Genomic DNA, 26,453 nt, shown 5'->3' with positions numbered 1-26,453 from the left:
GAGGATGGTTTCATGACACTCAACCCATTACTGTCCCTTGATGTGGTCGAACTACGTGACCGGCTGGCAAGCGGTGCGGTTCGTGCTGTCGAATATGCCAAAGCCTGTCTTGATCGGATTGCGGCCTTGGAGCCGGAAATACAGGCATGGGCATATCTGGATGGCGATCATGTGATTGCACAGGCTCGTGCGCTTGACGCACGACGTCAGTCGGGTATGCCGGTTGGGCCGTTGCATGGTTTGCCGGTAGGATTAAAAGACGTCATTGATACGGCGCATATGCCAACCGAAAACGGCACGCCCTTGGATGCCGGGCGGGTTCCGACCGAGGATGCGGTGATCGTCGCAAAGCTTAAGGCGGCGGGCGCGATCATTATGGGCAAGACGGTTTCGACCGAAATGGCCTTTATGCAGCCGTCCAAAACGCGCAATCCGCACAATACCAGCCATACCCCGGGTGGGTCATCTTCGGGATCGGCGGCGGCGGTTGCTGCGGCCATGGTTCCGTTAGCCGTTGGAACACAGACTGGTGGATCGGTTATTCGACCTGCATCATTTTGTGGGGTGGTCGGGTTTAAGCCAACATTTGGCGCAATCCCGCGCACCGGGGTTCTGGCCCAATCGCCCAGTCTTGATACCATTGGTGTCTTCGCCCGGTCGATCGAAGGGGCGGCATTGATTGCCGAAATCCTGTTTGGCTATGATGCGCGCGATGTTGCTACCACGCCACAACCGACGCCACGGCTTCTGGCAACGGCAATGACGGCACCACTGGTGACACCAACACTGGCATTCGTTCGTCAGCCGCAATTTGATACAATCGCTGATGACGATACCATTATGGCGTTTCGTGAATTGACCGCTGTTTTGGGCGAGCAATGTTTCGAAGCGCCATTGCCCAAGGCATTTGATGATGCGGCGGACTTGCGTGGGCAGATCCATTTGGCCGAAATGGCCAAATGTTATTACGCCTATGAAAAGCGTGGGCGCGATCAGTTGTCCCCGCAAATTCAGGAAGCCATGGATAAAGGCAATAAGGTTCTGGCGCGCGATTACCTTGCGGCCCTTGATTGGCGTGATCTTTACAATGTCGCCCTTGATGAAGTGTTCCAACGCTGTGATGCGATTATCACACCGGCGGCACCGGGGGCAGCCCCCGGGCGTTTGGATACCACGGGCAACCCGGTGTTTAACGGGCTTTGGACCTTGTGCGGAACACCAGCGATAACCTTGCCACTGCTTTGGGCGGAAAACGGGTTGCCGATGGGCGTGCAACTGGTTGGGCGGCCCGGCGATGATGCGCGCTTGTTACGCACAGCACATTGGCTTGTGAACCATGTGACGAATTCTGAAACCGAAGGAGCTCCATCATGACGCAATCACGCCTCGATCAGGCAATGGCGCTTCTTGCCTATATTGTGTTCTTTGGCTTTCTCGGCATTCTGTTTGGCTATGTCACCCGCTGGGATCTTGGCATCATGGTTGGTATAACCTTGGCACTGGCCGGGTGGGATTTTTGGCATATGGCAACCGGCCGTAAAAGCGATCATCACTAGTGTCTTGTGACCCTAGCCTATCGGCCTTAGGCCCTTATTCGTTAGCATACATTGAGTGCTAGGCGGAATTTTGTGCCGTATGAACGCTAGTGGCGGTGCGGTAAAGCATTCCGATTGTGAAAGCCATAAGACGATTTTATTTGGCACTCGAAACGGCACCCAGATAGTGCAATTACATGGTTACGATTATTACAGCCCCTATCGGTAGCATAGTGATATTGCCATCCCCATCTTGAACAAATGGGATCAGGCAAGATCTTTCTCGTAGAGAAATCCTACCAAAGGTAACCGAAATGCAAGATCGGTGCGGCTTTCTTCCGACTGTTCTGTTTGTAGACGATGACGAAAACCTTTTGAATTCAGTTTCCAGGTCACTTTCCGGGCGCTTTACGGTGGTGCGTTTTACATCACCGAAAGCCGGGATTGAATGGCTGGAAAACCATAGTCACGAGGTTCACGCAATTGTCGTGGATATGATGATGCCCGATATCGACGGGATTAAATTCCTGACGATGGCACACAAGATTGCCCCTGATGTGCCAAGGTTGTTGTTGTCGGGATATGTGTCGCCGGATGTCTTGCGACGGGCGGTGAACCGGGGAATGGTATCACGTGTGCTTGTGAAACCGGTTTCGACGGATGAATTGATCGCAGCCCTTGACGGCAGCATCATAGGTCCGCGTGCCTTCCCATCGGCGCAAAGTATGGTCCCCGGTAAGGTGAACCGGGCATTAAGTAGTGGTGATTATTGCGTCTTCATACAGCCGATTGTCGATCCGGTGACATATGAAATTGTTGGCGGCGAAATGCTTTCAAGATTTCCGAAATTGCAGGAACAGTTTGACGTCGAAGCCATAATTTCATGCATCGAAGATCATTATCTTGTCAGCAAGCTTGCGATTTTAATGCTTGAGGAAATCAGGAGACTTATTGAGGTGGTGCCGAAATTGGTAAAAAAGGAAATCAGGTTGAACCTGAATGTATCGCCGTTTTCGATCTGCGACGTGAAATTTGTCGATGAACTGATTGGGCATATATTGCGTCTTCGGGAATTGTCCGTGAACATTATTGTTGAAATCACGGAACATAGCGACAAGTCGGTATCGTCCGTTTTCCTGGAAAACATCAATATGTTGCGCGACAAAAAAATCGACATTCTTGTCGATGATTTTGGCGCAGGAAATAATTCGATAAAGCTTTTAAATTTCTCGGCTTTTGACGGGATCAAGATTGATCGTTTGCTGATCTCATCTCCGTCATTCTTACAAGATGAGAACTGCTTTGCACGCTGGTTGATTAATCATGCCCGTTCCAGCGGTATCAGTGTCGTTGCCGAGGGTGTTGAAGATTTACAGACGGCGGAAACTTTGCGTGACTCCGGCGTGACGGGGTTGCAGGGGTACCTGTTTGGGCGCCCTGAAAACAGTTTTGTGTTTCTTGAAAACTATTATGCGGAAGACCGGATTTGCCTTGCCCCTGCGATGGTCGCCTGACTGAAATTCAGATCATCGAAATATCGGTGTCGGTTTCAAAACTTCATTATCAGTATCCGAACCGACGGGCTGCAATTGCCGTAACCTCACGGATTAAGTCGATTTCATCGTCGTTGAATTTCGGGCGGTAATAGGTCGGTGCGTGGATGGTCGGGGCGACTTCGTTGATGATCGGTTCTGCATCGGGCAAATCGACATGGTTAAACAATCGGTGCAACTGATTTGCCGGGTCGGCGATGAAATCTTCGTAACGCACGACCAGCGTTGCGTCCTTAAGTGCTTTATTCACGGTCAGGCGATCCGCAATGTAATGATGCAGGTCGCTCCAGTAATGGGCCCATCCGGCGATTTCTTCGCCGTCTTTCCAGTGTTTCATGATCTGACGGCTGGCGTGTGCATCGCCGGTATTAATCGGGCGGCGATCAAGGCCAAATTCATAATGGCCGACCCGCTGCATATGGGCGATGGCGCGGGGATTATTCTGTTCACCCTTGCAAAACAGGTCATGTTGTTTGGCAAGGGACGCAATATGCCATAATGGATCACGCACCGGCAGGACAAACCGCGCATCGGGGAAGATCGACAACAGATATTCCATCCGCGTGACCAGATAATTAGCCTTGGAAATGTAGCGTTTGCCGCCACGGATATGGATCAATTTACGGATGTGATCGCGGTAAAACTGTTCAAATGCGGGGTTGCTGATCTGGCCATCCAGAACGTTGCTTTCATTGACATCATGTAAATGCCGGAAAAACGCCATCCAGATCATTTCTTCGAAGGCTTCGGGGCTTTCGGGGGTGATATTGATGCCATCTGCATGGGTGCGTTCAACGGCGACTTCCTTGCCCTTTGGCGCAAGGTCGACAAATTTGTTCCAGAAATACGGTGTGAAAACAGGTGGATAGTCGCGATAGCGATGGGTTGCTGCATCCTGATGACGGGCAAGCGTTTCCAAAAGGATCGTGCTGCCAGATCGGGCAAGTCCGGCGACAAAGACCGGCTTTTCGATTTTGATATCCTCGATCGCGTCGCGGGCTATTTTTGTTTCGAAATTGCCAAGCCGGATCCATTGCATGGGATGACGCGCGATCAACCCGCTTAGCCAGTTATCCCAGCCTGATACATGAAATGCTTCGCCGCTGGTTTTGGTCTTTGGGGCGCGTGCTTGGTCGGGCGTCAATTGGCCGGTCATTCGATGCGAAATCCTTTTTTGATCGCCAACGATCCCAGAACAAGGGCAAGGAAAAATGTCAGTTCCCATCCACGTGCCCAATCCGGGCCGGTATTGATGATTTGCTGTGTCGGCAGATCGAAACGAAGCTGTGTGACCGGCCCGTCATCAGGCAGGTAGCCCGCGGGGTTGCCAATTACAAAGTTCCACCATTGCCTTTGCTGGATCACGGGAATGGCGGCGGCTGGTGCCACCAGATAGGTTTGACTATCCGTTGTGCCGGGAACCTGCACAACGGGGCAAGCACCGTCATGAAATCCTACCGGATTGATGCCAACTTGTTCGATGGCGGCATTTTCAGGCTGTACACTGATTGAAACATGCTGGCCGGGGACGGGGCAGCTATAGCTATATTGGCCATCCAGCCAGATGATCAGAGCAAGAGCGGGCAGGGACGCGGCAACTGCCGGACCAATAACAAAGCCAACCAGTTTCAGGGATTGGGCAAGCTGTGCCTTGGCCAGTTTCATGCCTTCGGCAAAATCCTCGCCATCGTCATTGGCCATGGCCAGACAGGCTTCTTTGAGCCGTTCCTTGATTGCCTTGATGCGCGTTTGCGGTGACATGGCTTTGTAAAGCAGCATTGATATCACAGCACAGATCAGCGCCCAGACAAGGACGCGGCCAAATGGACCGATGGCATCGGCCATCAGACTGTCAAACGTGTCAAAGGCGGGGGCGGGCCAGTCGAGTAATCCCATGCTTTGTCGTTCCCGTTGGTATTGGCCAGATCAGGCTTTCGGCTGCTCGGCGGTGGCATTTGAAACCGGTGTCGATGCCGTGTTGGCCGGTTCGCTTTTTTCTTGGCGCGCACGTTTGCGTTTGCGCATCATTTTGCGGATTGGCCACAAAAGAACGAAACCAACAGCAACAAAAATCGCGGCCAGTACAGCCCAAAGGGCGGAAAGAAGGCTAAGTCCAGCACCGGGACCGACATAGGCCTGTGCGGGCATTGCAGTCAAAAGAGTTGCTGCCATAATCGCCAGAGTGCCAAGCGACAGCATTTTCATATTGGATTTCATCGGGGTTCTCCATCGTTGGAGGGCGGGGTAAAACCGGTATCGGTAAACAGGGCCGCACGGTCATCACTGATGCGCTCGGACTGTGACAAAATCGGGATCAGTTTCTTGCCGGAGTTGTCCGGATCATCACGACGGACCGGGTTGAGGTATTCCCAAACGATTTCGCCGTCAGGGGTCACTTCCAGCAAACGACCACCGGTCGATTCCGTGATTAATGTGTTGCCGTTCGCAAGGCGTTGTTGGTCAGCACGGATGTTACTGTCGAATTTGTGCTCAATCGTGCCTTTGTATTGCCAGGTGATCGCATTGGTTTTCGGATCAATTTGCAGGACGCGTGACTGACCGGCATCGGGATCGGCAAGCTGTCCCTGATTGTCAAATAGCAGAATATCGCCATTGGGCAATACATCCGGGTCATGTTGGCCCAGCCAAGGCCCGCGTGTTGCCCAGACGATTTTTTCGACGTCCATATCCAAAACAGCAATAATGCCCAGGTCACGAAATGACAGTACGACATCACCGGCTTTGCCATGGGCAAAGTTTGCTGCCGTTTCTTCGGTGATCAGTTGGATTGTGTTGGTATGCAGGACGTCTTCGTTGGAAAAATACGGTGCAAAATCAACCATATTGGCATAGCTGGAATTGATCATCGCATCGAGGATCGACACGCGCTTGATTTCCTTGCCCTCAGGCGACAGGATCACGGCGAAATCGTCCAGACGCGGCGGGGTTAGCTGTTTGCGATTGGCATATTTGTTAAATCGAAATTCCTGGGTCAGGGCATAAACCCGGCCATCGGGCGCAATCGAAAAATCATGATGCGCCGTGCCCAGGTATTTCCAGACCGGTTTTGAATTGCGGTCGATTTTGGCCATGCCATAGCCATATGGCGTATCACCCGCTGCGGTATATTGCACGATCAGATCGCCATCCGGTGCCATCTTGGCCGTATGCCAATGCATGAAGCCATCTTTTTGCGGGTTCGGGATCGGTGATGTTTCGTCGTGAATTTCACTAAATGGCATGCGCCATTCATGAACAACATTGCCATCCATATCGATTAGCACTGCATGGGGCCCATCACCGGATGAATACAGGGTCAGACCTTGTTGGGTCTTGTTGGCATCATGGATGGTGACGCCAGTTTTTTCCGTGCGTGCAGGTGCCCAGAAATCAAGTCGTTCAACATCGGTATATTTGGTGCGTTGTTCCCAAAGGGCGGTTCCGGCGCGGAAGGCGTTTTTCATCGACTGATAGGGCGGCACTTCCGCCAGCACGATAAACGCGCCCAGCCCAAAGCTGATGGCGGCAATTCCGGTCATGAAAGCGGCAAAAAAGATACGGTCTCCGCGGTTGTTTTCCGCAGGTTCCTCGTTATGTACAGTCGCAGGCACGCACGAAACCTCCTTGTTATCTGACAAAAAGGTTACGTGGTCCTGCGGGCGAATTTACGGCCGATATCAAGGGGATTGCGGCTTTTTAGCCGCTTTTTGCCTTTGTTTCGCCCTAGAGTTTAATTGCTGGTTGGGATGTTTTTGAGGGATTTCTTCTGCCGGGTGTGTGCCATGCTCGAGGGGGGATCTGTGCTTGGACGGTGATCTATCCCTTCCACGCGATAAGGGCCGCACCGCTTCCGATCATGACCACCCCGACCCAGCTTGTCGGCGATAGCTTTTCACCTAAAAATGCGGCACCGAAAATGGCAATCAAGACGACGCTAAGCTTGTCGATGGGGGCGACTTTGGATGCTTCACCGATTTTAAGGGCCCGGAAATAACACAGCCAGGATGCCCCGGTTGCAAGCCCCGACAGGATCAGGAACCACCATGTTTTGCCAGAAACCGTTGCCGGGTCTTGCCAGTGCCCGCCAATCATCAGGATGGCAAACACCATCACGAAAATGATCGCGGTACGGATAAAGGTGGCAAAGTCGGAATTGATATTTTCAATCCCGACTTTGGCAAATATCGCGGTCAATGCGGCAAAGCAGGCGGCCATTGTCGCCCAAAATTGCCAGCTTTCCATCACATCCTTCATCATCAATCGGCCTTGCTCTGTGTTATTTGGATGGCAATCAGCTTAATCGCTGATGGTGTTTCCGTGCAAAGCCAAATGGTTATCGATTGCGGACCGGTGGGTCCAGAAGGGTTTCTATCGGGGGAAAGTCGGTGGTTTTGACCTTTTTTGTGACGATATAAGTGAAATAACGGTCAATCCCGATACCGGCAATCAACAGGCTGTCGATCAGGCGTTGATAGCTGTCAACATCGCGGCACAGGACTTTAAGCATATAATCGACCCCGCCACCTAATGCGTAACATTCGACGATTTCCGGGATGTCCTGAACAGCGCGCTCGAACGTCGTGAAATCCTCGTGCTGGTGATGGCGCAATGTCACCTCGGTCAGGACCATGGTCGGCTTTGCCAGCATTTCAAGGTTGATATGCGCGTGATAGCCCGAAATGACGCCAAGGTCCTCAAGGCGTTTAAGGCGTTCCCAGCACGGGCTTGGCGAAAGGTTCACCGCCTCGGCCAGCTTGACCTTGGTGATGCGCCCTTCGCGTTGCAGTGTGAGCAGGATTTTCAGATCCTGATCATCAAGCCTGATCATTTTGTTATGACCTCGGCAATGACGGCCAGACAATCACCGGTTTTGATCAAGCCCGGGAAATGGCGACATGCCATGATGCCATCGCGCGGAGCCTTGTATTCGGTCGGGATGCCGCCGGTACGATGGGCATCATAAACCCGTGCAATCAGATCGCCGCGTTTAACCATCGTTCCCAGATCGGCGCAGGGTTCGTAAAGCCCGCTTGAAACAGATGCGACAAAGCAATTGCCATCAGGCATATCAAGCATGACACCGCTATCATCGGGGATATCTAGTTTGTCCGAAAGGATACCGGCGTGGATCAAAAGGTTGCGAACCCCGCGGTCGGCAATCGCCACCCGTTCTGCGGTGGTCGATCCACCGCCGCCAAGTTCGGTGGTGACAAAGGTCTTGCCGGCTTCCTCGACCACGGTGTCGAACATACCGACCGCATCAAGTTCCAGCATCATCATCGAATACGGAGCAGCAAAGGCTTTCATCGCGGCAACACAGCGTGCCTCTTGTTCCTTGTCATCAAGGACATGAACCGCAGCAAACGGAATGAAGTCCAGCGTTTTGCCGCCTGAATGCAGGTCAAGAACGATATCGGCTTCGGATACCAGATGGCGGAAAACGTAATCAGCGATCTTTTGGGTGACAGTGCCATCGGCCTTGCCCGGAAAACTGCGGTTGAGGTTGCCCGCATCAATTGGTGACGTGCGCGATGCGTTCAAAAATGCCGGAAAATTCATCGCGGGCAGGATAATCACGCGGCCGGTAATTTCAGCCGGTGAAAGTTTGCCTGCCAGCTTGAACAGCGATACCAGACCTTCGTATTCATCGCCGTGATTGCCACCGGTCAAAAGAGCGGTGGGACCATCACCGTTGCGAATGACGGTGATCGGGATCATGACCGCGCCCCATGCCGAATCGTCACGTGAATAGGGCAGTTTTAAAAAGCCGTGATGAACGCCATCCTGATCTAGCGGGATCGTTGGCGTAATCGGAGATTTCTGTGTCATGGCCGTTTCCTTGCAATATGCGCGATACCGCGACCATCGGTATCGCGCTGTGTCGGTCCTGCACTGGATCTTAAATATCCGGTGCGATTTTAATCGGCAGTGCTTGCGTCAGTTTTTGACGAATAGCTGCCTTGGATAGCTGGTCAGTGTCTTGCTGCCGGTTTCCGTGATCATCATGCTTTCGGTGATTTCGATCCCCCAGTCATCAAACCAAAGGCCGGGCATGAAGTGGAACGTCATACCGGGTTCAAGCACGGTGCGGTCACCGGGGCGAAGGCTCATGGTACGCTCGCCCCAGTCCGGTGGATAGGACAGTCCAATCGGATAGCCACAGCGACTGTCTTTGTGGATGCCGTATTTTTGCAGCACGCCAAAGAAGGCAATGGCAATTTCTTCGCAGACATTACCCGGTTTGGCGGCTTCAAGCCCGGCCTGAAGCCCTTCGATCAGGGCGCTCTCAGCATCAAGGAATCGTTGTTCGGGCTGTCCCAGATAGATGGTGCGTGATAGCGGCGCATGATAGCGTTTGTAACAGCCCGCAATTTCAAAGAACGTTCCGGCATCACCGGGGATCGGTTTGTCATCCCAAGTCAGATGCGGCGCACCGGCATCGGCCCCGGATGGCAGCAATGGCACGATGGCGGGATAATCCCCGCCGATCCCGTCAATGCCGACGATGCCTGAACGGTAAATCTCGGCGACCAGTTCGTTTTTCTTCATGCCCGGTTCGACAACTTCGAAAATACGTTCATGCATGTTTTCGACGATGCGGGCGGCTTGCCGCATATAGAAAATCTCGGTCTCGGATTTAACTGCCCGCTGCCAGTTCACCAAGGCAGTGACATCACTGAATTTGGCGTTGGGCAGATGGGTCTGTAATTGCAGAAAGCACTTGGCCGAGAAATAGTAGTTATCCATTTCCACGCCGATTTTGCGCGATCCCCAACCACGATGTTCGATCACTTCGGAAAGGTAATCCATCGGGTGATGGGTGGTCGATTGCACATAGTAATCGGCATAGGGAATGATGCGGTCATGGGTCATATAGACCGTGCGTTTTGCCCCGTTGGCATCCTGGGATCGCCCGAACCAAATCGGGTCGTCCTCTATCGGGACAAGTACGCATTGATGAACATAAAACGACCAGCCGTCATAGCCGGTTAGCCAGGCCATGTTTGACGGATCGGTCACGATCAAAAGATCGAGCCCCTTTTCCACCATGGCTTTTTTTGTTTTTTCCAGACGCTCGGCATATTCCTCACGCGTGAAATTCAATTCAACCTGGCTCATCGCAGGCCTCCAAAAAAAGGCGGGGTTTCAGTTTTTTCTGACCCTGTTTCCCTTTGTTATTAAGATGTAATCTCGATCCCGGCCTTTGCTGCGTCGCAGCGGGTCCGGGCGAGGGTGGCTATTGCGGTGTCCTGGACACCCGTACCAGTCAGATCGGCAACCGTAATTGCATCATCGGAAAGACGTCCCGATGCTGAACCGGCAATGACCTGACCGAGTTCTGAAAATATGCGGTCTTGGGCAATGATTTTGGCTTTGATAGCGTGATGGAGTTCGCCAAGAACTCGGCATTGCGCAAGGCTGTCGCACACATAGTTATCCGCCCGGCCGATCAGGGCCGGGTCGATTTCGTTTTTATGTTCTGCATCCGACCCCATGGCGGTGATATGGGTGCCGGGTTTGATCCAGTCCGATAACAGGACCGGTTCGCGTGCGGGGGTAGTGGTGACGATAATATCGGCATCCCGCGCCGCAGCCCGGCCATCGGGCGTTGCGGTTACCGAAATGCCAAGTTCATTGGCGCAGGACGCGGCACAGATTTCCGCCTTGGCCATGTCGCGCGCCCAGATGGTGGCTGATGTAATGCCGCGTACCAGTCTAAGGGCCTTAAGCTGTAATGTCGCCTGAACCCCGGCGCCAAAGATTGCGGCATGTTTTGCATCCTTGCGTGCCAGATGCTTGGCAGCAACCCCACCCGCCGCCGCAGTTCGGATATCGGTCAGAAAACCGTTATCAAGCAGGACCGCTTCGAGCAGGCCAGTCTTTGCCGAGAATAAATTCATCAGACCATTTACGGATGGCAGGCCAAGCTTCGGATTGTCGAAAAAGCCCGGACTGATCTTGATCGCAAAACTGTCCAGCCCCGGGACATAGGCAGTTTTGACGTCGACTTCGCCGTTATAATCGTCGATATCAAGCCGCAGGATCGGCGGCATCCGCACGTCTTTGGTTGCCAATGCCAGAAATGCATTTTCAATGCAGGCAATGACATCGGTATCAAGGTCAATAACGTTGCGAAGCTCGCTTTCGGTCAGAATTCTGATTTTGGGCATGGGGGTTACTCCGCCATCAGGTCGACGTCTTCGCCGCCGATAATGCGTTTATGCAGGCTCATATCGATATTACAGCCGGTGGTCAGGACGACGGTGGTGCCCGGATTGTCGATTAAGCCTGCACGAAGGGCGGCAATGCCAACAGCACCTGATCCTTCGATCACCTGCTGATCATCGTGATAGGCGGCCCTTATGCCGTCTGCGATCTGGGCCTCGTTGACCAGTACAAAGTCATCGGCCAGATCAGCGCACATATCGAATGTATATTGGTTGTTTTCGCCAATCCCCCCACCAAGGCTATCGGCGAGTGTCGGCAATTCCTTGACCGCCGTTGGCTTGCCTTCCTGAAGGCTGGTGATCATTGCGCAGCCGCGTTCCATCGAAATACCGACAACCCGAATGGCTGGATTGATCGATTTTGCCGTCAGTGCCACCCCCGCCAAAAGCCCGCCACCTGATAAGGGGACCAGCAACGTATTGGCTTCGGGCAGTTGTTCAAGAACTTCAAGTCCAAGCGTGCCTTGACCGGCGATGATGTCTGCATGGTCGAACGGGGGCAGCATGGTCATGCCCTGTTCAGCGACCAGGCGGTCGACTTCTTTTTGGGCTTCGTCCTGTGACGTGCCGGAAATGCAGATTTCTGCGCCTTGGGCGCGGATACCATCGACCTTGTTTTTGGGCACCAGTTCCGACATGCAGATGACGGCCCGCACCCCGGCATTGCGCGCCGCATAGGCCAGTGCCCGACCGTAGTTGCCTGTTGATACGCCAACGACACCTTTTTGCTTTTGTTCAGGTGACAGCTTCAGAACGGCATTGGCCGCCCCGCGCAATTTAAAGCTGCCGGTATATTGGTGCTGTTCGCATTTAAGCCAAACGGGTGATCCAATCCTATCCGTCAGACTGGCGGATGGGCGCAATGGCGTATGGATCACGTGGCCCGAGATGGTTTTGCGGGCAGAAAGCACATCACCAAGTGTGATGGGTTCCTTCATGGCAACCTCGATCATGACAGTGTTTGCGGGGCATGGTCGAACAGGGTTCCGAACCCTGTGACCGGTTTGTCGTATTTCATCAGATGCAGCGCGTGCCAGATCAGGGCCTGATTGCTGGTGATCACCGGTTTGCCCAGAAGTTTTTCGGCGCGTTCGGCAATTTCAGCCGCCCGGATTGCGGTGCACGAAATAAACACGGCATCTGCATCGGGGCTGTTGGCCTGTAAGGCTGCTGCCAATAATGCATCTGGTGGCAGGGCGGTCATATCCAGATCCCTGTCCAACCCGAAGCCCAGCAGGCGCGTTACCGTAAATCCGCGTGCTATCAACTGATCGGCCACAGATTGTGTGACATCAGCAATATAGGGGGTGACGACGGCAATTTTTTGCGCCCCGATTGTTCGTAATGCGATATCGGATGCCAGCAAGGGATTGGTGACAGCAACGCCGGGCATTCCCTGATGGATTAGCTGTTCGATCTTGTCTGACCCATTAACCGCCGTTCCGGATGTGCAGCCAAAAATCGCAACATCAACGCCGTACCCGGGTAAAAGGGTGCGGGCGGCGCGCGGCAAGTCATCGGCCATGGTGCGCAGGTTTTCGACTGTAACCGGATTGGCATTTTCAATTCGCGTGGTGAACAGGCCGACATCACCCGGGATGATGCGGCGCAGATCGTCCTCGCTGTTGAAATCGGTGGCAAGCGTGATCAACCCGATCCGCCCGGCAGGCGCGATTGGATCGGGTAAATAAGAAAGGTCTACCGGCTCTGGCGTGACCGCGGGGGCAACGGACATCGTCCTGAACTCCTTGGCGGGGTCGGGCAAAATGCCCGTACCCCTTGTTTAGTATGTGGTTTGGTCGTACCGGCTTGCCGGTGGTGGCGGTTTTTGGTTCTCTATGTGCCCGTCGGGTCTTAATGAAAGGCCAGATTAGGCAGGAACAGTGCAATCTGTGGCACAAGGATCAGGATCACGGCTGCCAGCAGAAGCATGAAGATAAAGGGTGGTGTTCCTCGGATGACCTCGTAATAAGGTCGTCTGAAGATTGCGATGGCCGTAAAGATATCACACCCGAATGGGGGGGTGGCCGATCCGATGGCAACCTGAAGGGTGACAAGCGTGCCCACCAGAACCGGATCAAGACCGGCATCACGGACCAGCGGCATAAAGATCGGTGTCAGAACCAAAATCACGACAATCGGATCGACAAACATACAGCCAATAAAGAACGCGATGCAGATGGCGGCCAGAATAAGATAACTGTTCGCGTCCTCCAGCCCTAGTGCGGCAATGACGTGCTGAGGGATTTGGGCAAAGGAAATCACGAACGAGAATGTCGTGCCAGCCCCGACCAAGATGAATACTACTGCGGTGATCAGGCCGGTGGAACGCGCAACTTCCAGAAGTTCTGACCATTTTACGGACTTGAAAATCAGCACTTCAAGAATGATGGCATAAACCACGGAAACCGCCGCGACTTCGGTTGGGCTTACCCAACCCAGATAGATGCCACCAACAATCAGAACCGGGAACATGATTGCGGGGCCAGCGTTGATGATGGCCTTGCCGCGTTCTAACCAGCTCATCCGTGGGATGGTCGGGATGTTATTAACTTTGGCGTAATACATGCTGTAGGCCGAAAACATGATCAGGATCAGGATGCCTGGTCCAATCCCGGCCAGAAACAGTTCCCCGATCGAGACTTTGCCGACCACGCCAAATACGATCATGCCAATTGAAGGCGGAATCAGAAAGGCGATGTCGCTGGCATTGATAATCAACGCCATGACAAAGCTGTCTTTATAACCGGCTTGTAGCATTTTGGGGCGCAATGGCCCGCCCATGGCAACGACGGTGGCCTGTGTCGAACCGGATACCGCCCCAAATAGAGTACAGCCAAGGGCGGTTGTAACCGCAAGGCCGCCGCGCATATGGCCGACAAAGGTCATTGCAACGTCAATCAGGCGGTTGGCAGTATGCCCCTTTGTCACGATATCAGCGGCAAAGATAAACATCGGCACCGCAATCAGGGCCACCGGACTAATCCCCGTCACCATCTGTTGGATCAGGATTTTCGGGTCAATCGGCATGAAAAAGGTAAAAGCAACGACACTGGCGGTTGTCAGTGGCACCATCATCGGGAAGCCAAGGACAAGTAAAACAAGCATCACCAGAAGAATTGTGGTTCCAAGATCCATTTTCCGCCCCCCTTACAAATGATGATCGTCGGCATCAGAAAACGTATCTTCTACCTGGTACGACAGATGCGTCCCCGGTTTGAAGATGTTCGTTGCTGCTGCAAATACGAACTGAATGCCCGTGACCGTAAGGCCAAAGGGCACGATGAGGACGGTAAAGTAATAGGGAATGCGAAGAGCCGGAGTTAAGCGATTGGACTGGATCAGGGATGATACATAACCGATTGAATACCACGCCAGAAGAAACAGAAGAGCTGCCGTGCCAAGCGTAATGATGATCATCATCACTTTGCTCGATTTAGGGCCAAGCATATCGGTAAACGCCGACATCCGGATATGGCGCCCCATGCGGGCCGCCTCGCTGATTCCGACAAATGTGACAAGAATGATTAGGAACTGATTGAGTTCTTCTGAGAAAAAGATGCTCGAACTGAAACCCAGACGCATGATCACATTGGCGACTGTGTTGACAGCCATGAGCACAATGCTCCAGCCCAGTAATTGACGCTCGACGAGGGACAAACCGTCATCAAGGCGTTTTAATACCGCTAGTACCCCGCCATTCGGCGTGGGGGCCTCCCCGGTTGACTCTGACATACGACCTCCATGATGCGCGTGCGAGACATTCTTGTTGAACGTTGTGTGCGGTTGATGGTTCCCTCCCACACTTTTTGTCGTTCGTCGCTTCGCGCCAGACAGTCAGAATAAAAACGGTTTGTAACGGTTCAATCAGATTTTTGTCATGACACAAAAATCAATACATAACGTCGAAGGCATGCACACCAGGCATCTGATCCATTGTATGACGAATTTGCATCAATCCATGATGCAATGACGGGGTATCAACCGCGCCGCCAATGCAGATGCGAATGGCGTTGGGGCGGGGGACCTTGACCGTCATAAAGGGATCAGAAATGGTTACTGCAACCCCGTTTTTCCTGAGTTCAGAGGCAAACCATTCTTCCTGCCAGTGCTGTGGAATGCGTACCCAGGCACTTAGCGACGTTGGGTGATGACGGACCACGGCGTCGCCCAGAACCTCGGCTACAAGGGTTTGGCGTTCACGCATCAGGGCACGCTGAACCGTGACAGCCTGATCGACAGTGCCATCGGCAATCCAGCGCGCACCGATCTCGGCCATAAGGGGGGTACCCATCCAGCCGGTAACGCGCAATACGCTGCTTGCCCGGATTGAAAGATGTTTTGGCACGACCAGAAAGCCGGTGCGAAGCCCCGGCATGACAATCTTGGTCAGGCTGGAAACATGGAAACCCAGACGCGGCAGGAAGCTTGTGATCGGCGGCAGGTTTTGTTCCAGTAACGGGCGATAGACATCATCCTCGATGACGTAGACGCCATAATGTTCGGCGATCTCGGCGATTCGTTTTCGCCGTTCCAGTCCCATCAGGCAGTTAGTTGGATTAGTATAGATCGGGGTTACGACCAGTGCCCGGATATGGCGCGCACGGCATTCACGTTCAAACGCATCGGGCAGGATGCCTTCATCATCGGTTGGAAGGGCCCCCAGTTTGAACCGCAGGATGCTGGCGGTGCCGATGACGCCATGATCCGTCAGGCTTTCCGTCAGGACGACATCATCGGGTTGGACGACGGTTGCAAGGGCGGTAAAAATGCCCTGTGCCGCGCCATTGGTAATCAGGATGTTGGGAAGGTTTGCGAAAATTCCCATCGACTCTAGCCATTTCCCGCCGATTTCGCGGTGATATTCAAAGCCGGCGACCGGGCGGCAGCTTTCCATCCAATTGTGGTGGGTTTCTTCGGCAAGCTTGGCATGCATCTGACGAGACAGGTCATTGTGGAAATCGGTATAAGCGGTGCGTACAATTGACAGATCAATCAGATCGGGCTGGCGGTTATCAAGGATAAAGGATGATGCCCGGTCAGTTATACGGGCCTGAACGAATGTACCACGCCGACGTTCGGATCGAAGGTATCCTTGACGTTCGACTTCCTTATAGGCGGCACTGACGGTCTGGACGCTGACATGCAGACGATAGGCCAGTTCGCGATGGGTGGGCATGCGAACGTCGTGCCGCAGGCGTCCGGCCTCAATATCGGTGATGATCGCTTCGACCAAAGCCTTGTATTTCGGCCCGGTGTCTCCACTCAGGTCAATATTTGGCAACCACATTTTACTGATTTCCACCCTTGGATTTTTCAGAAGCCTAACATGACCTGGGGGTAAATGTGTAGACGTCAATGTTATTTTGTCATGATACAAAACTAACATTGACCTGATGCAGGAACATTTCAAAACTTTGCGCGTTCATGACATATAATGTGCCAACCAATCGCCGCCGATCTAGGGTTATTCCCGGTCGTCGCGGCATAATAAGGGAGACTTCGATATGAGTTTGAACAAGCTCTTCAAGGCAACCCTGTCTGCTGCCGCAATTTTTGCGGTTGCCGGGACAGCCGCCCACGCCGAAGAATGGAAATTCGCGCATGAAGAAAGCCCGGGCGATGTACAGGACCTGTATGCACAGGAATTCAAGCGCCTGGTCGAGGAAAAGACCAATGGTGAGGTCGAAGTTACGATCTACACCTATGGCCAGTTGGGTACTGAAAACGATATTACCGAACTGACTGCTGCGGGTGCGGTTCAATTCTCGAATGCGTCGCCGGGCCATCTTGGGACGTTCGTTCCTGAAATTCAGGTCTTCGGTGTTCCTTACCTGCTGTCGCAAGATAACGCGGTAAACAAGGAAGTTCTGTCAAGCAGCCCGACGATTTATGATGGTATGGCCAAGGATTTTGAGTCCAAGGGGCTTAAACTTTATACCATGTATCCAGAAGGCGAGATGGTTTGGACGACCAAAAAACCGGTTACCCAACCGTCCGAATTTGATGGTGTGAAATTCCGTGTGATGACCTCGCCGATCCTGATTGAAAGCTATGAGGCTTTCGGTGCGGATCCGGTGGCCTTGCCATGGGGTGAAGTTTATTCGGGCCTTCAGACCAGCGTGATTGACGCACAGGTCAACCCGATCTTCTTCATTGAAAGTGCAAAATTCTACGAAGTTACCGATTACCTGATTTATGCCGGTCAGCAGCAATACACTACCACGATCGTATCAAATGCCGGGTTCTATGACGGCCTGTCAGATGATCGTAAAAAACTGTTGGCGGATGTGAAAGCCGAGCTGGATGGTTTCATTTATGAAGCCCAGGAAAAAGCAAATTCCGCCGCCCTTGCACGGATTCAGGAAGCCAAACCGGATATCAAAGTCATCCGTTTGAGCGACGAACAGCGTGCCGCGTTTAAAAAGGCATCGGCTGGTATTGGTGATAGCCTTATCAAAGAAGTCGGTGGTGATACGGCTGAGGTGCTGAAAGCTTTGCGTAAAGAGTTCGGGACTTCGATGTAATTTTAGATTGCGTGCTTTTGGGCATGTGAGAGACAGAAAACCCCTGCAAGGTGTGCCTTGCCGGGGTTTTCTTTTGGGCGGGAAGCCTTGATGCGGTTGGGTCATGCATATCACAACACACAGAACAGGGCGTCAATTTGGAAGCCAATCAACCTTGTGAAACAGCGGGTGTTTTTGCATCTGTAAAGCCTGGTTGGTTGGCGTTTTCGATACTCTCTTGAAGAAGGAGATTCCCGTGAAGACTTCTAAACTATCCGGATGGACGGGCAGAGCATGTCATGGTCTGCTTTCCATTCTTGTTCTTGGTGTGTTGATGATTGGTGGAACCCACATCGCACAGGCCGAAGTCATGGGCCCAAGTGATGTGCCGCTGTCATCTTCCCAATGGAACGAAAAGTCGCCTGACACAGCGGCGGTGACGGTACGGACTGCCCTTACCAATGCTGATAATGATCAGATTGTTGCCGCAGTGAAGGGGGCGACCCCGTATCTGAACCTTTCAGGTTCGGATTCCGCCGGAACGATCTGGTGGTCCAATGGCGCGGACAGTGCCGAAATCAAGCTTAATATCGTTTCGGCATCTGGCAGTGTTACCGCCAGTTGTACGGTGTCCTCGGCCAAAGGCACAGATGGTAAATACGAAACCAACTGTCAATAAACGTGATCTCGCTCTTGCGAGGTTATAAAAACAAAGGCCGGTCAAAAACCGGCCTTTGTCATTTTAAGGGATAAAGACGTCGAATTACTTGCCTGCGGCAACTTCATCTGCAACGGCATCAACAGCTTGTTTGGCAATGTCGATGATCTTGTCGATTTCGACTTTGTTGATGCAAAGCGGCGGCGCAAAGCCCAGGATATCGCCATGCGGCATGGCACGTGCGATCATGCCACGTTCAAAGCAGGCCGCGGAAACGCGCGGACCGATTTTTGCGTTCGGATCAAAACGCTCTTTTTTGGTTTTGTCGGCAACGAATTCCAGTGCTGCCATCAGGCCAACCCCACGTGCTTCGCCAACCAGCGGATGATCGTTAAAGGTTTCGCGCAGGCGTTTCTGGAAATAGCCACCGGTTTCAGCTGAATTACCGGTCAGGTTTTCACCATCGACGATATCCAGATTGGCGTTTGCCGCCGCGGCACAGACCGGGTGGGCCGAATAGGTCCAGCCATGGCCGATCGGGCCCATTTTGTCCGAGCCCTGTTCCAGAACTTTCCAGACGCGTTCACCGATGATCACACCTGACAGCGGCAGATAACCGGATGTGACACCTTTGGCAATCGTGATCAGATCCGGTTTGATGCCGTAATGCTGGGAACCGAAATAGCTGCCGGTACGGCCAAACGCGGTGACAACTTCATCCGCAACCAAAAGCACATCATATTTGTTAAGGACGTTTTGGATGGCTTCCCAATATCCTTCTGGCGGGGTGATGATGCCGCCCGTACCCATGACCGGTTCGCCGATAAAGGCCGCAACGGTTTCCGGGCCTTCGCGCAGGATCATTTTTTCAAGGTCATCCGCGCAACGTTTGGCAAATTCGGCCTCGGTTTCGCCGGCTTCGGCATTCCAGTAATGATGCGGGCAAGTGGTATGAAGGATCGGTGCGCGTGGAAGATCAAACGCGTTGTGGAAGGCAGCCAAGCCGGTCAGGCTGCCGGTCATGATCCCTGAACCATGATATCCGCGCCAGCGCGAGATGATCTTTTTCTTCTGCGGCAGGCCGCGAATATTGTTGTAGTACCAGATCAGCTTGATGTTGGTTTCATTCGCATCTGACCCTGACATGCCGTAATAGACGCGCTGCATGCCTTCGGGGGCCGATTTGATGATGCGGTCCGACAGACGGATGATCGGCTCGTTACCATGCCCGACATAGGTATGGTAATAGGCCAGTTCTTTGGCTTGGGCGTAGATTGCATCGGCAATCTCGGTACGGCCATAGCCGACATTCACGCAATACAGGCCCGCAAAGGCATCAAGCGACTGTTTGCCTTCGGTGTCATGGATATAGATACCCTTGCCGCCATTGATGATGCGGTTTGGCGTTTCGCCTGCTGCATGCTGGCGCATATGGGTTGACGGGTGCATGAAATGCGCACGATCCATTTCTTGCAGATCGGCGGTGGTGTTTTTGATGACATTCATTTTTCTTCTCCCATTTGAATGCGGTGGTCGGATGCGCGGCAATGCCTGGTGGCCCTAGGCCTGGGGTGCAAAAGCCGCGCAGACATATTTAAGTTCGGTAAATTCTTCGAGGCCGTGGCGCGATCCTTCGCGGCCAAGACCGGACTGTTTGACCCCGCCAAACGGGACCGGGGCACCGGTGATCTTCACGCAGTTCAGCGCGATCATGCCATATTCAAGCGCGTTTGATACCCGCGCTGCGCGATCATGGTTGCTGGTATAGACATAAGCAGCAAGGCCATATTCGCTATCATTGGCGCGGTTGATGACTTCTTCTTCGGTATCGAACGGAATGACTGGTGCGACCGGGCCAAATGTTTCCTCGCGATAGATTTTCATGTCTTCGGTGACATCTGCAAGAAGGGTCGGGGCATAGAACAATCCACCCATTTTCGTACCGCCGATTAGAACACGTGCACCTTTGGCGCGGGCGTCTTCGACATGTTCGGCACATTTGGCAACGGCACGATCATGCATCAGCGGACCAATTTCAGTGCCTTCGTCCAAGCCGTTTCCGACATGCAATTCGCTAATCGCTTTGGCATATTTATCCAGAAAGGCATCATAGATATCGCGATGAACAAAAATGCGGTTTGCGGCCAGACAATCTTGTCCGCTGGTAGCGAATTTGGCGCCAACCGCATGTTCAACGGCCTGGTCCAGATCGATATCCGGGAACAGGATGAACGGTGCGTGGCCACCCAATTCCATCGACATCTTTTTGATCGTCTGTGCGCCCTGCGACAAAAGCAAACGTCCTACCTCTGTCGAACCGGTAAAGGAAAGCGCACGGACAATTGGGTTGCGGCATAGTTCGCCAACCACCGGGGCAGGGTCGCCGGTCACAACGTTAAAGACCCCGGCCGGAATACCAGCACGTTCCGCAAGTTCGGCCAGGGCCGTGGCGGAAAATGGTGTTTCAGATGCCGGGCGGACAATCATGGTGCAACCCGCGGCAAGGGCGGCGGTTGCTTTGCGCGTGATCATTGCACAGGGGAAGTTCCACGGGGTTACGGCGGCGGTCACGCCAATTGGCTCACGTTTTAGGCTCATGTTCCGGTTGGGCAGGTGGGATGAAATGTTTTCGACATTCATCCGCTTTGCTTCTTCGGCAAAGAACGCAACAAAGCTTGCCGCGTAATCAATCTCGCCGCGGGATTCCGAAATTGGTTTGCCCTGTTCAAGCGTCATCAGAAGAGCAAGGTCTTCTTTGTTTTCAATCAACAGGTCATGCCAGCGGTGAAGGCGTGTGGCACGATCCTGTGGCAAAAGGGCGGCCCATGCCGGGAATGCGGCCTTTGCGGCATCAACGGCCTGACGGGTTTCAGAAGCGCCCATATTGGGAACGGTTCCCAGAAACGCACCATCAAACGGGTTGGTGACTTCGATAATCTGACGATTATCGGCCGAACACCAGCGACCATCGATATAGGCGTATTCGCGCAGCAATCGTAAATCGGAAAGCTGACTTAACGACACGCAACGCTGTTCCTTAAGTTGTGCCGTCATGGAAACCTCCTTGAAACCGGGCCGCACGATTGGCGTCAGCCCGCTTGTTGAACTGCAAGGAGGCTATCAACAAGGTGGCAGAGGAGGTCTCCGAACTCGGAGCTATTTGATGCGTTTTTTTTGGCGGGAGCCGCATAAAAGCGGATATTTCTTCTGCACCGGATACCGGATAGGGATGGTCACATGATTAATTATCGTCGCCATCGCGCAGAAATGCGCGCATTTCCCGGAGTTCGCGACGTTTTTCGATCATGGTCCGAACAATGACCACAGCAAAGAACAGGATAACAATGCTGGTCGACATCGGGAAGGCAACCGGAATGCCGATGATAAACGCAATTGCGCCCAACAATCCGCCCCCGATCAATGCCGCTAATCCGCCAAGTACGATAATGGCAAAGACAGCGGCAATAATGATCGAGGCAATTTTATTCATAGCGGGTCCGAGACATTCAATTGATCAGCCATTGCGGTTGGTAAGTTGTTTGGTTGTGGCATCAACACGTTGTGCCAGGACGCGTATCAGCTGAACGGCAACCGCCTGATCCTGTCGGACAAGGCCAAGGAATTCGTTTTTGTCGAGTTTAAGAACCGTCATTTCTTCTACTGCGCGAATGGTGGCAGAACGTGGTGCATCGACCAAAAGGGCGATTTCACCGATGACTTCCTTGGGTTCAACGTCACGCAGTTTAATGGTTTTGGCCTCTTCGGTGGTTAGCCAGATTTCTCCGCGACCGGAAATCACGATATAAGCCGCATCCCCCGGATCACCTTGCTTGACGAGAACCTCGCCACGTTTGAAGGTCAAACGCGGGCTGGTAAAGGCAAGCAATTTGACCACGCTGGCATCCAGTCCGGCAAATAGCGGAATGGTGCGCAACAAACGAACTTCTTGTTCGATGCTACCATCGCTGACTTCATTGGAATCAGCTGCGATTTCTTCGATTTCCTCGGTGACGGTGTCGTCTGCGGTATGGCTTTGGCGTTTGACCAGCTTGCCATTTGACATATGCAGGTAGGTGCCAAACCGTTCGCTATGACTGTTATCATCGTCAACCCAGATGACGCTGCGTTGTTCAGCGTGTTCGGTCAGATAGGACAACACTTGTTCACGTGTCTCACGGTCAAGTGCCGATAAGGCTTCGTCCACGATCACAAGGTCCGGGTTTTTAATCAGAGCACGGACCAGTGCGATTTTCTGACGCAGGCTTTGCGAAATACGGCTGCCGCCAACTCCGACCTGACTTTCAAGGCCCAGTGCGACAAGGGCTTCGTATAATCCACCGTCATGGGCAATTTCAAACAGGACTTCGCCAACGCGTTCTTCGGAATTTGCGCGGCCATAGGCAAATCGACCAAACAAAAGGTTGTCCAGCACAGGTGCCGCCGCGGCATATTCATCGACTTTAAAGAAGTCGATGAGGCCGGAAATATCGTCGGGTAGGCGTTCATGGAATTTCGGACGGGCTTTCAGGACCAGTTGGCGGAATTCATCATCGATCACCCGCAAACGGTGCCGCGCCGGGGTCAAGTTCATTGCAATATCAAGCAGGCGCAGGCGATCTTCTTGTCGAATGTCATCGACTGAAAGACCTTCGGTACGTTTAAGCATGGCCTTGACGTCAGGTAGTTCATCTGCCGAGACAAAGCTGTAGCGATCAAAAAATTCATGCCCGGGCGGCAAACCGGTAAACAGTTCGATCATCAGATCAAGCGTATCGCGCCCGATACGGATCATGACGTCATAAAGGCCGGTGTCGCGCAGAGTTTGCTGCATATAGGGATGGGCAAGGAATTCGGTTCGTTCAAAATCGGTCCGGGTCGGCGCACCAAAAAGAAGGTTGACGCCGACTGGTGCATTGTCGTTATAGCGATCAATGTCATAGGGCTCGACCAGATCGGACAGACCGCGCTGGGCCAGAATTTCTTTCAGTTTCGGACGGGCGGCCAGAACGGCTTCGACCAGATCCGGACGTTCCTTGGGATTGATCCGGCGCTGCAGGCCGATGCGGTAAATGTCGCGGTCCAGATGCACAACACCGAGTAACTGCATCAATTCGACCTTAAGCTCGTCTATCGACTGGAATCCCGGACCCAGGTAATCAATCCATTCAGCGGCTGGATCATGCGGGATGTTTCCGGACAGGTTGATTTCGTCATACATGTCACGGGTCAGGCGCCAGGGCAGTTCGGTCGGGTCGGTAATTTCAATGGTTTCGACAAATTTCGGTAACGGCAAGGTCAGTTCTTTTGATGTCTGGCTGTCGTCACTGTCTTTTCCATCGGTGTCTTTTTTGTCGGCTTTCTGTTCATCGGTCTGATCAATAATGATCGGGCGATGTTTAAGGCCATAAAACAGGTTATCAGCGATGGTGCCGTTAAACAGATAGGCGTCACTGCCAATATAGGCGAGGCGCTGACCAATGACCGGGGCTGGTATTTCAGCGGCATTGGCATCACGGAACTGGATGCGCCCATTCGTCGGGATCAGGATACGCGCGATTAAACGGGCAAGCTGGGATTTCCCACTGTCAGCGGATCCGGTCAAAAGGGCCGTGCCGGGTAATGGCATATTGAAAGATACGTTCTCGACAACGCGCGTGCCATCGTCGTCGACCCAGGACAGGGCTGCAACGTCCAGCGGACCGCTTAGCGGATCAGATAGCGGGGCTAAAAGTTGATGTTCGTGATCAAGATCGGGTAATTCGAATTGTTCGTATAATTGGTCATATTTGATCCGTGCATCGGCAAGACGCTGATAATAGGCCAGCAGTTCTTTCCATGGGGCGGACATATCCTTGTAGGCGGCAAGAGCAGCAACAAGTGCCCCAAAGCTAAGGTCGCCAATGATCACCAGATAGCCACCAATTGAATAGAAGAAGAATGGTGTGATCTGGGCGATGAAGTTGTTCAGAAATTTGATAAAGAATTTGCGGAAATAGATTTCCTTGCGGATTTCAAACACCCGGCCCAGACGTTGGGTGAAGTGGGTAAGTTCAAATCCTTGGGTTTCGTGGGCTCGAATGTCGGTCGCCCCGGCAACGATTTCGCCGATATGTTCGGACATGCGACGTACATTCTGAACGCGTTGTTTGCCCAGAAGGTTAACTCGGCGTTGCAATTTCGGGATCAGATACCCTTGCAGCGGATAGAATGAAATGGCGGCCAACCCCATCAATGGGTCCTGAATAAAGATAAAGGCCGTGATCGTGATCAGCATACCGCCCTGATACAAAGGCAGTGAAAAGGCTTCGCCAAAGAAACCGCCCAGCGGTTCGGCTTCGGCCGTGATCATGGAAACGATTTCGCCTTGGCTGGTTTTGCGGAAATGCGGCAATGGAAAACGCAGAACTCGTTCAAACAGGGTATAGCGCAACCGACGCAACAGCCGTTCAGACATCACGCCGACATAGACGTTGATGAAATATTTGAACCCGCCATTTACGAACACCAATGCCAGAAAAATGCCCGACAAGGTGAACAGATATTCGATTTGGTTCAGTTCTATGCCAAGAATGTCATAAGGTTCGCCCGCGCCACCGATGGCTTCGTTGACAATCAGTTTCGGCAAATCCAGCGAATAGTACAGAAATGGAAATGAAAGCATCGTGATTGCGGTCAGGATGATTTGCTGGGTGCTGCTGTGGCGCCAGATATAGGCAAAAACCGAATTCGGCATTCACTGGTCCCGTTTTTTTTCGGGCGCACATGATTGTGACCCCGATTGCTCGTTTTGACGTGAACCTTACCCGGCTTGTCTTGCCCTAGCCAAGGTCGAAACTTTGGCCCGGTTCGATAAAACCGCAAAAGCCATCGGCAACCGCATCCGGCTTGGCATAAGCCTGATAGTGATAGAGCCACATTTTGGCTTTGATTTCGGCAGGCAGGGTCACAAGTTGTTCGTAATGGGCATGCACGCCGGAATGGCGTGGGCCAAGTTCGCAATCCTGAAAAATGATATCCGCCTTACGATACAATGGCATATGGGCATCACGATTGAAGATCGCATCCGTTGTCAGGAAAAAGCTTTTATTTTTTCCATGCCCAAACAAAGCATAGGACATCATGGTGTTTTGTGTCGTCACAACATGTTCAACAGGTATCACATCGAAATGCATTTCCTGCCAGTCGAAACCGTCTTTTGGAGTTAGGGATTGAACATCGAAATAGGACGACAGGCAACTATTGCCCTTGTCGCTGATTTCCAATCCGCCGCGCAGGCTGTGTTCCCATAATGGATCTATCAGTTCATGAACTGCCAGAAGCTTTACGCGATGGCCTTCGAAAATGAAATAATTGGCAAATGCCATCCATTCGAGTCCACCGATATGGTCTGAATGCAGATGGCTGATATAGACGGCATCAAAGTCATTGGGCATGTGGCCCAGATTGCGCAGCGAGTGCCGTGCATCTGAACCGCAGTCAATCAACAAGCGCGCCGGTTGGTCGCTGCCGGGCTGTTCGACTTCCAGAACCATATTGCTCTGAAAGTTGTCAGCCGCCATGCAGAATGCCGAACCTGTCCCCGCAAAAGTAAGCTTCATTCCCCGATCTCCCGACATTTTGTCAAAAGATTAGACGAGATTTGTGCCAAAGAGCCACCCCCTTTGAGTGGAAAAGGCTAATTTTCACGTCTAAAGGAATGATCTGACCTTTGGTTCAACAAGGCATGTGGGGCGGTTTGCCGAATTTGCATCACGATGGGGGATCTCGTTAATCATATTCCAATCGTCTGGCTTTGATGCACAAACCCTATAAATTCCGCAGGATTTCAGCAGAGGCGAAGTCGAGCATACTGCGAGTCTGTGGTTTCTTTAAATTTGATGCAGACGATATAATCCCAAATATAAAGGGGCGGGCAAGGTTCCACAGGATAACGATTGCATCAGGTCGGATTATGCCGAAAACGACCGTGGTCA

At 52.7% G+C, this 26,453-nt stretch carries 24 protein-coding genes; 5 read left to right on the top strand and 19 right to left on the bottom strand.

Translation table 11 applies throughout. The features are described 5' to 3' along the window. Nucleotides 1-12: 12 nt before the first annotated feature. The 3 genes from TALK_RS14950 (at nt 13) to TALK_RS14940 (ending at nt 3,049) form a co-directional block, all read left to right on the top strand. Nucleotides 13-1,374 (top strand): amidase, encoded by a 1,362-nt coding sequence (locus TALK_RS14950; protein ID WP_085619948.1) that lies wholly within the window; start codon nt 13-15, stop codon nt 1,372-1,374. Continuing rightward, the gene (locus tag TALK_RS14945) at nt 1,371-1,556 is read left to right on the top strand and encodes a hypothetical protein (protein WP_085619947.1); all 186 of its coding nucleotides are present in this window, start codon (nt 1,371-1,373) and stop codon (nt 1,554-1,556) included. The genes TALK_RS14950 and TALK_RS14945 overlap by 4 nt, the downstream gene beginning before the upstream one ends. Before the next feature lie 293 nt (nt 1,557-1,849). Beyond that, nucleotides 1,850-3,049: an EAL domain-containing response regulator gene (locus tag TALK_RS14940; protein ID WP_085619946.1), complete on the top strand. Its 1,200-nt coding sequence runs from the start codon at nt 1,850-1,852 to the stop codon at nt 3,047-3,049. 49 nt (nt 3,050-3,098) lie between these two features. Here the strand turns inward: TALK_RS14940 and TALK_RS14935 are convergent, their stop codons facing one another. The 14 genes from TALK_RS14935 to ehuR form a co-directional block, all read right to left on the bottom strand. Further along, the gene (locus TALK_RS14935; protein WP_085619945.1) at nt 3,099-4,244 is read right to left on the bottom strand and encodes a sulfotransferase family protein; all 1,146 of its coding nucleotides are present in this window, start codon (nt 4,242-4,244) and stop codon (nt 3,099-3,101) included. Beyond that, nucleotides 4,241-4,984, bottom strand: a complete 744-nt coding sequence (locus TALK_RS14930) for a hypothetical protein (protein ID WP_085619944.1) — start codon at nt 4,982-4,984, stop codon at nt 4,241-4,243. The genes TALK_RS14935 and TALK_RS14930 overlap by 4 nt, the downstream gene beginning before the upstream one ends. A 30-nt stretch (nt 4,985-5,014) precedes the next feature. Continuing rightward, a complete protein-coding gene (locus TALK_RS14925; protein WP_085619943.1) occupies nt 5,015-5,305 on the bottom strand; it encodes a cytochrome c oxidase subunit II in 291 nt (96 codons plus the stop codon). Then, the gene (locus TALK_RS14920; RefSeq protein WP_245829942.1) at nt 5,302-6,699 is read right to left on the bottom strand and encodes an arylsulfotransferase family protein; all 1,398 of its coding nucleotides are present in this window, start codon (nt 6,697-6,699) and stop codon (nt 5,302-5,304) included. The genes TALK_RS14925 and TALK_RS14920 overlap by 4 nt, the downstream gene beginning before the upstream one ends. A gap of 205 nt (nt 6,700-6,904) precedes the next feature. Further along, complete coding sequence (locus TALK_RS14915; protein WP_211274830.1) at nt 6,905-7,345, bottom strand: EamA family transporter; 441 nt, start codon at nt 7,343-7,345, stop codon at nt 6,905-6,907. A 76-nt stretch (nt 7,346-7,421) separates the two neighbouring features. Then, a complete protein-coding gene (locus TALK_RS14910) occupies nt 7,422-7,916 on the bottom strand; it encodes an Lrp/AsnC family transcriptional regulator (RefSeq protein WP_085619942.1) in 495 nt (164 codons plus the stop codon). Continuing rightward, entirely contained in the window at nt 7,913-8,917 is a 1,005-nt protein-coding gene (gene doeB, locus TALK_RS14905; RefSeq protein ID WP_085619941.1) for a N(2)-acetyl-L-2,4-diaminobutanoate deacetylase DoeB, read from the bottom strand. Before doeB ends, TALK_RS14910 begins: the two co-directional genes overlap by 4 nt. Before the next feature lie 108 nt (nt 8,918-9,025). Further along, a complete protein-coding gene (gene doeA, locus TALK_RS14900) occupies nt 9,026-10,207 on the bottom strand; it encodes an ectoine hydrolase DoeA (RefSeq protein WP_085619940.1) in 1,182 nt (393 codons plus the stop codon). Nucleotides 10,208-10,266: 59 nt separating this feature from the next. Then, nucleotides 10,267-11,259: an ectoine utilization protein EutC gene (eutC, locus tag TALK_RS14895; protein WP_085619939.1), complete on the bottom strand. Its 993-nt coding sequence runs from the start codon at nt 11,257-11,259 to the stop codon at nt 10,267-10,269. A gap of 5 nt (nt 11,260-11,264) precedes the next feature. Continuing rightward, nucleotides 11,265-12,254: a hydroxyectoine utilization dehydratase EutB gene (gene eutB / locus TALK_RS14890; protein ID WP_085620037.1), complete on the bottom strand. Its 990-nt coding sequence runs from the start codon at nt 12,252-12,254 to the stop codon at nt 11,265-11,267. An 11-nt stretch (nt 12,255-12,265) separates the two neighbouring features. Further along, complete coding sequence (locus TALK_RS14885) at nt 12,266-13,051, bottom strand: maleate cis-trans isomerase family protein (RefSeq protein WP_085619938.1); 786 nt, start codon at nt 13,049-13,051, stop codon at nt 12,266-12,268. Nucleotides 13,052-13,170: 119 nt separating this feature from the next. Then, a complete protein-coding gene (locus TALK_RS14880; RefSeq protein ID WP_085619937.1) occupies nt 13,171-14,454 on the bottom strand; it encodes a TRAP transporter large permease in 1,284 nt (427 codons plus the stop codon). A 12-nt stretch (nt 14,455-14,466) separates the two neighbouring features. Beyond that, nucleotides 14,467-15,051, bottom strand: a complete 585-nt coding sequence (locus TALK_RS14875) for a TRAP transporter small permease (RefSeq protein ID WP_245829940.1) — start codon at nt 15,049-15,051, stop codon at nt 14,467-14,469. Between the two features lie 157 nt (nt 15,052-15,208). After that, complete coding sequence (gene ehuR / locus TALK_RS14870) at nt 15,209-16,606, bottom strand: MocR-like ectoine utilization transcription factor EhuR (protein WP_085619935.1); 1,398 nt, start codon at nt 16,604-16,606, stop codon at nt 15,209-15,211. 217 nt (nt 16,607-16,823) lie between these two features. Here ehuR and TALK_RS14865 point away from each other — a divergent pair, with 217 nt between their 5' ends. Next, a complete protein-coding gene (locus TALK_RS14865) occupies nt 16,824-17,843 on the top strand; it encodes a TRAP transporter substrate-binding protein (RefSeq protein WP_085619934.1) in 1,020 nt (339 codons plus the stop codon). Nucleotides 17,844-18,078: 235 nt separating this feature from the next. Then, nucleotides 18,079-18,501 (top strand): hypothetical protein, encoded by a 423-nt coding sequence (locus tag TALK_RS14860; RefSeq protein WP_085619933.1) that lies wholly within the window; start codon nt 18,079-18,081, stop codon nt 18,499-18,501. Between the two features lie 84 nt (nt 18,502-18,585). Here TALK_RS14860 and TALK_RS14855 read toward each other — a convergent pair whose 3' ends face one another. The 5 genes from TALK_RS14855 to TALK_RS14835 form a co-directional block, all read right to left on the bottom strand. After that, the gene (locus tag TALK_RS14855) at nt 18,586-19,986 is read right to left on the bottom strand and encodes an aspartate aminotransferase family protein (protein WP_085619932.1); all 1,401 of its coding nucleotides are present in this window, start codon (nt 19,984-19,986) and stop codon (nt 18,586-18,588) included. Nucleotides 19,987-20,040: 54 nt separating this feature from the next. After that, nucleotides 20,041-21,534 (bottom strand): NAD-dependent succinate-semialdehyde dehydrogenase, encoded by a 1,494-nt coding sequence (locus tag TALK_RS14850; protein WP_085619931.1) that lies wholly within the window; start codon nt 21,532-21,534, stop codon nt 20,041-20,043. 187 nt (nt 21,535-21,721) lie between these two features. Further along, a complete protein-coding gene (locus TALK_RS14845) occupies nt 21,722-21,970 on the bottom strand; it encodes a hypothetical protein (RefSeq protein ID WP_085619930.1) in 249 nt (82 codons plus the stop codon). A 24-nt stretch (nt 21,971-21,994) separates the two neighbouring features. Continuing rightward, nucleotides 21,995-25,213 carry an ABC transporter transmembrane domain-containing protein gene (locus TALK_RS14840; protein WP_085619929.1) on the bottom strand — a complete coding sequence of 1,073 codons (3,219 nt, stop codon included), beginning with the start codon at nt 25,211-25,213 and terminating at the stop codon, nt 21,995-21,997. 85 nt (nt 25,214-25,298) lie between these two features. Further along, nucleotides 25,299-26,078 carry an MBL fold metallo-hydrolase gene (locus tag TALK_RS14835; protein ID WP_085619928.1) on the bottom strand — a complete coding sequence of 260 codons (780 nt, stop codon included), beginning with the start codon at nt 26,076-26,078 and terminating at the stop codon, nt 25,299-25,301. Nucleotides 26,079-26,453 lie beyond the last annotated feature (375 nt).

The sequence above is a fragment of the Thalassospira alkalitolerans genome, assembly GCF_002115745.1.
Classification (GTDB): Bacteria; Pseudomonadota; Alphaproteobacteria; order Rhodospirillales; family Thalassospiraceae; genus Thalassospira; species Thalassospira alkalitolerans.
This window is presented reverse-complemented; position numbering and strand designations above follow the sequence as displayed.

Excerpts from the sequence above, each read along its gene's own strand:
- doeB (WP_085619941.1), bottom strand. The coding sequence starts at position 8,917 with ATGACACAGAAATCTCCGATTACGCCAACGATCCCGCTAGATCAGGAT.
- eutB (WP_085620037.1), bottom strand. The coding sequence starts at position 12,254 with ATGAAGGAACCCATCACACTTGGTGATGTGCTTTCTGCCCGCAAAACC.
- eutC (WP_085619939.1), bottom strand. The coding sequence starts at position 11,259 with ATGCCCAAAATCAGAATTCTGACCGAAAGCGAGCTTCGCAACGTTATT.
- TALK_RS14840 (WP_085619929.1), bottom strand. The coding sequence starts at position 25,213 with ATGCCGAATTCGGTTTTTGCCTATATCTGGCGCCACAGCAGCACCCAG.
- TALK_RS14845 (WP_085619930.1), bottom strand. The coding sequence starts at position 21,970 with ATGAATAAAATTGCCTCGATCATTATTGCCGCTGTCTTTGCCATTATC.
- TALK_RS14880 (WP_085619937.1), bottom strand. The coding sequence starts at position 14,454 with ATGGATCTTGGAACCACAATTCTTCTGGTGATGCTTGTTTTACTTGTC.
- TALK_RS14835 (WP_085619928.1), bottom strand. The coding sequence starts at position 26,078 with ATGAAGCTTACTTTTGCGGGGACAGGTTCGGCATTCTGCATGGCGGCT.
- TALK_RS14925 (WP_085619943.1), bottom strand. The coding sequence starts at position 5,305 with ATGAAATCCAATATGAAAATGCTGTCGCTTGGCACTCTGGCGATTATG.
- TALK_RS14950 (WP_085619948.1), top strand. The coding sequence starts at position 13 with ATGACACTCAACCCATTACTGTCCCTTGATGTGGTCGAACTACGTGAC.
- ehuR (WP_085619935.1), bottom strand. The coding sequence starts at position 16,606 with ATGTGGTTGCCAAATATTGACCTGAGTGGAGACACCGGGCCGAAATAC.
- TALK_RS14930 (WP_085619944.1), bottom strand. The coding sequence starts at position 4,984 with ATGGGATTACTCGACTGGCCCGCCCCCGCCTTTGACACGTTTGACAGT.
- TALK_RS14875 (WP_245829940.1), bottom strand. The coding sequence starts at position 15,051 with ATGTCAGAGTCAACCGGGGAGGCCCCCACGCCGAATGGCGGGGTACTA.
- TALK_RS14915 (WP_211274830.1), bottom strand. The coding sequence starts at position 7,345 with ATGATGAAGGATGTGATGGAAAGCTGGCAATTTTGGGCGACAATGGCC.
- TALK_RS14855 (WP_085619932.1), bottom strand. The coding sequence starts at position 19,986 with ATGAATGTCATCAAAAACACCACCGCCGATCTGCAAGAAATGGATCGT.
- TALK_RS14910 (WP_085619942.1), bottom strand. The coding sequence starts at position 7,916 with ATGATCAGGCTTGATGATCAGGATCTGAAAATCCTGCTCACACTGCAA.
- TALK_RS14850 (WP_085619931.1), bottom strand. The coding sequence starts at position 21,534 with ATGACGGCACAACTTAAGGAACAGCGTTGCGTGTCGTTAAGTCAGCTT.
- TALK_RS14940 (WP_085619946.1), top strand. The coding sequence starts at position 1,850 with ATGCAAGATCGGTGCGGCTTTCTTCCGACTGTTCTGTTTGTAGACGAT.
- TALK_RS14935 (WP_085619945.1), bottom strand. The coding sequence starts at position 4,244 with ATGACCGGCCAATTGACGCCCGACCAAGCACGCGCCCCAAAGACCAAA.
- TALK_RS14865 (WP_085619934.1), top strand. The coding sequence starts at position 16,824 with ATGAGTTTGAACAAGCTCTTCAAGGCAACCCTGTCTGCTGCCGCAATT.
- TALK_RS14945 (WP_085619947.1), top strand. The coding sequence starts at position 1,371 with ATGACGCAATCACGCCTCGATCAGGCAATGGCGCTTCTTGCCTATATT.
- doeA (WP_085619940.1), bottom strand. The coding sequence starts at position 10,207 with ATGAGCCAGGTTGAATTGAATTTCACGCGTGAGGAATATGCCGAGCGT.
- TALK_RS14885 (WP_085619938.1), bottom strand. The coding sequence starts at position 13,051 with ATGTCCGTTGCCCCCGCGGTCACGCCAGAGCCGGTAGACCTTTCTTAT.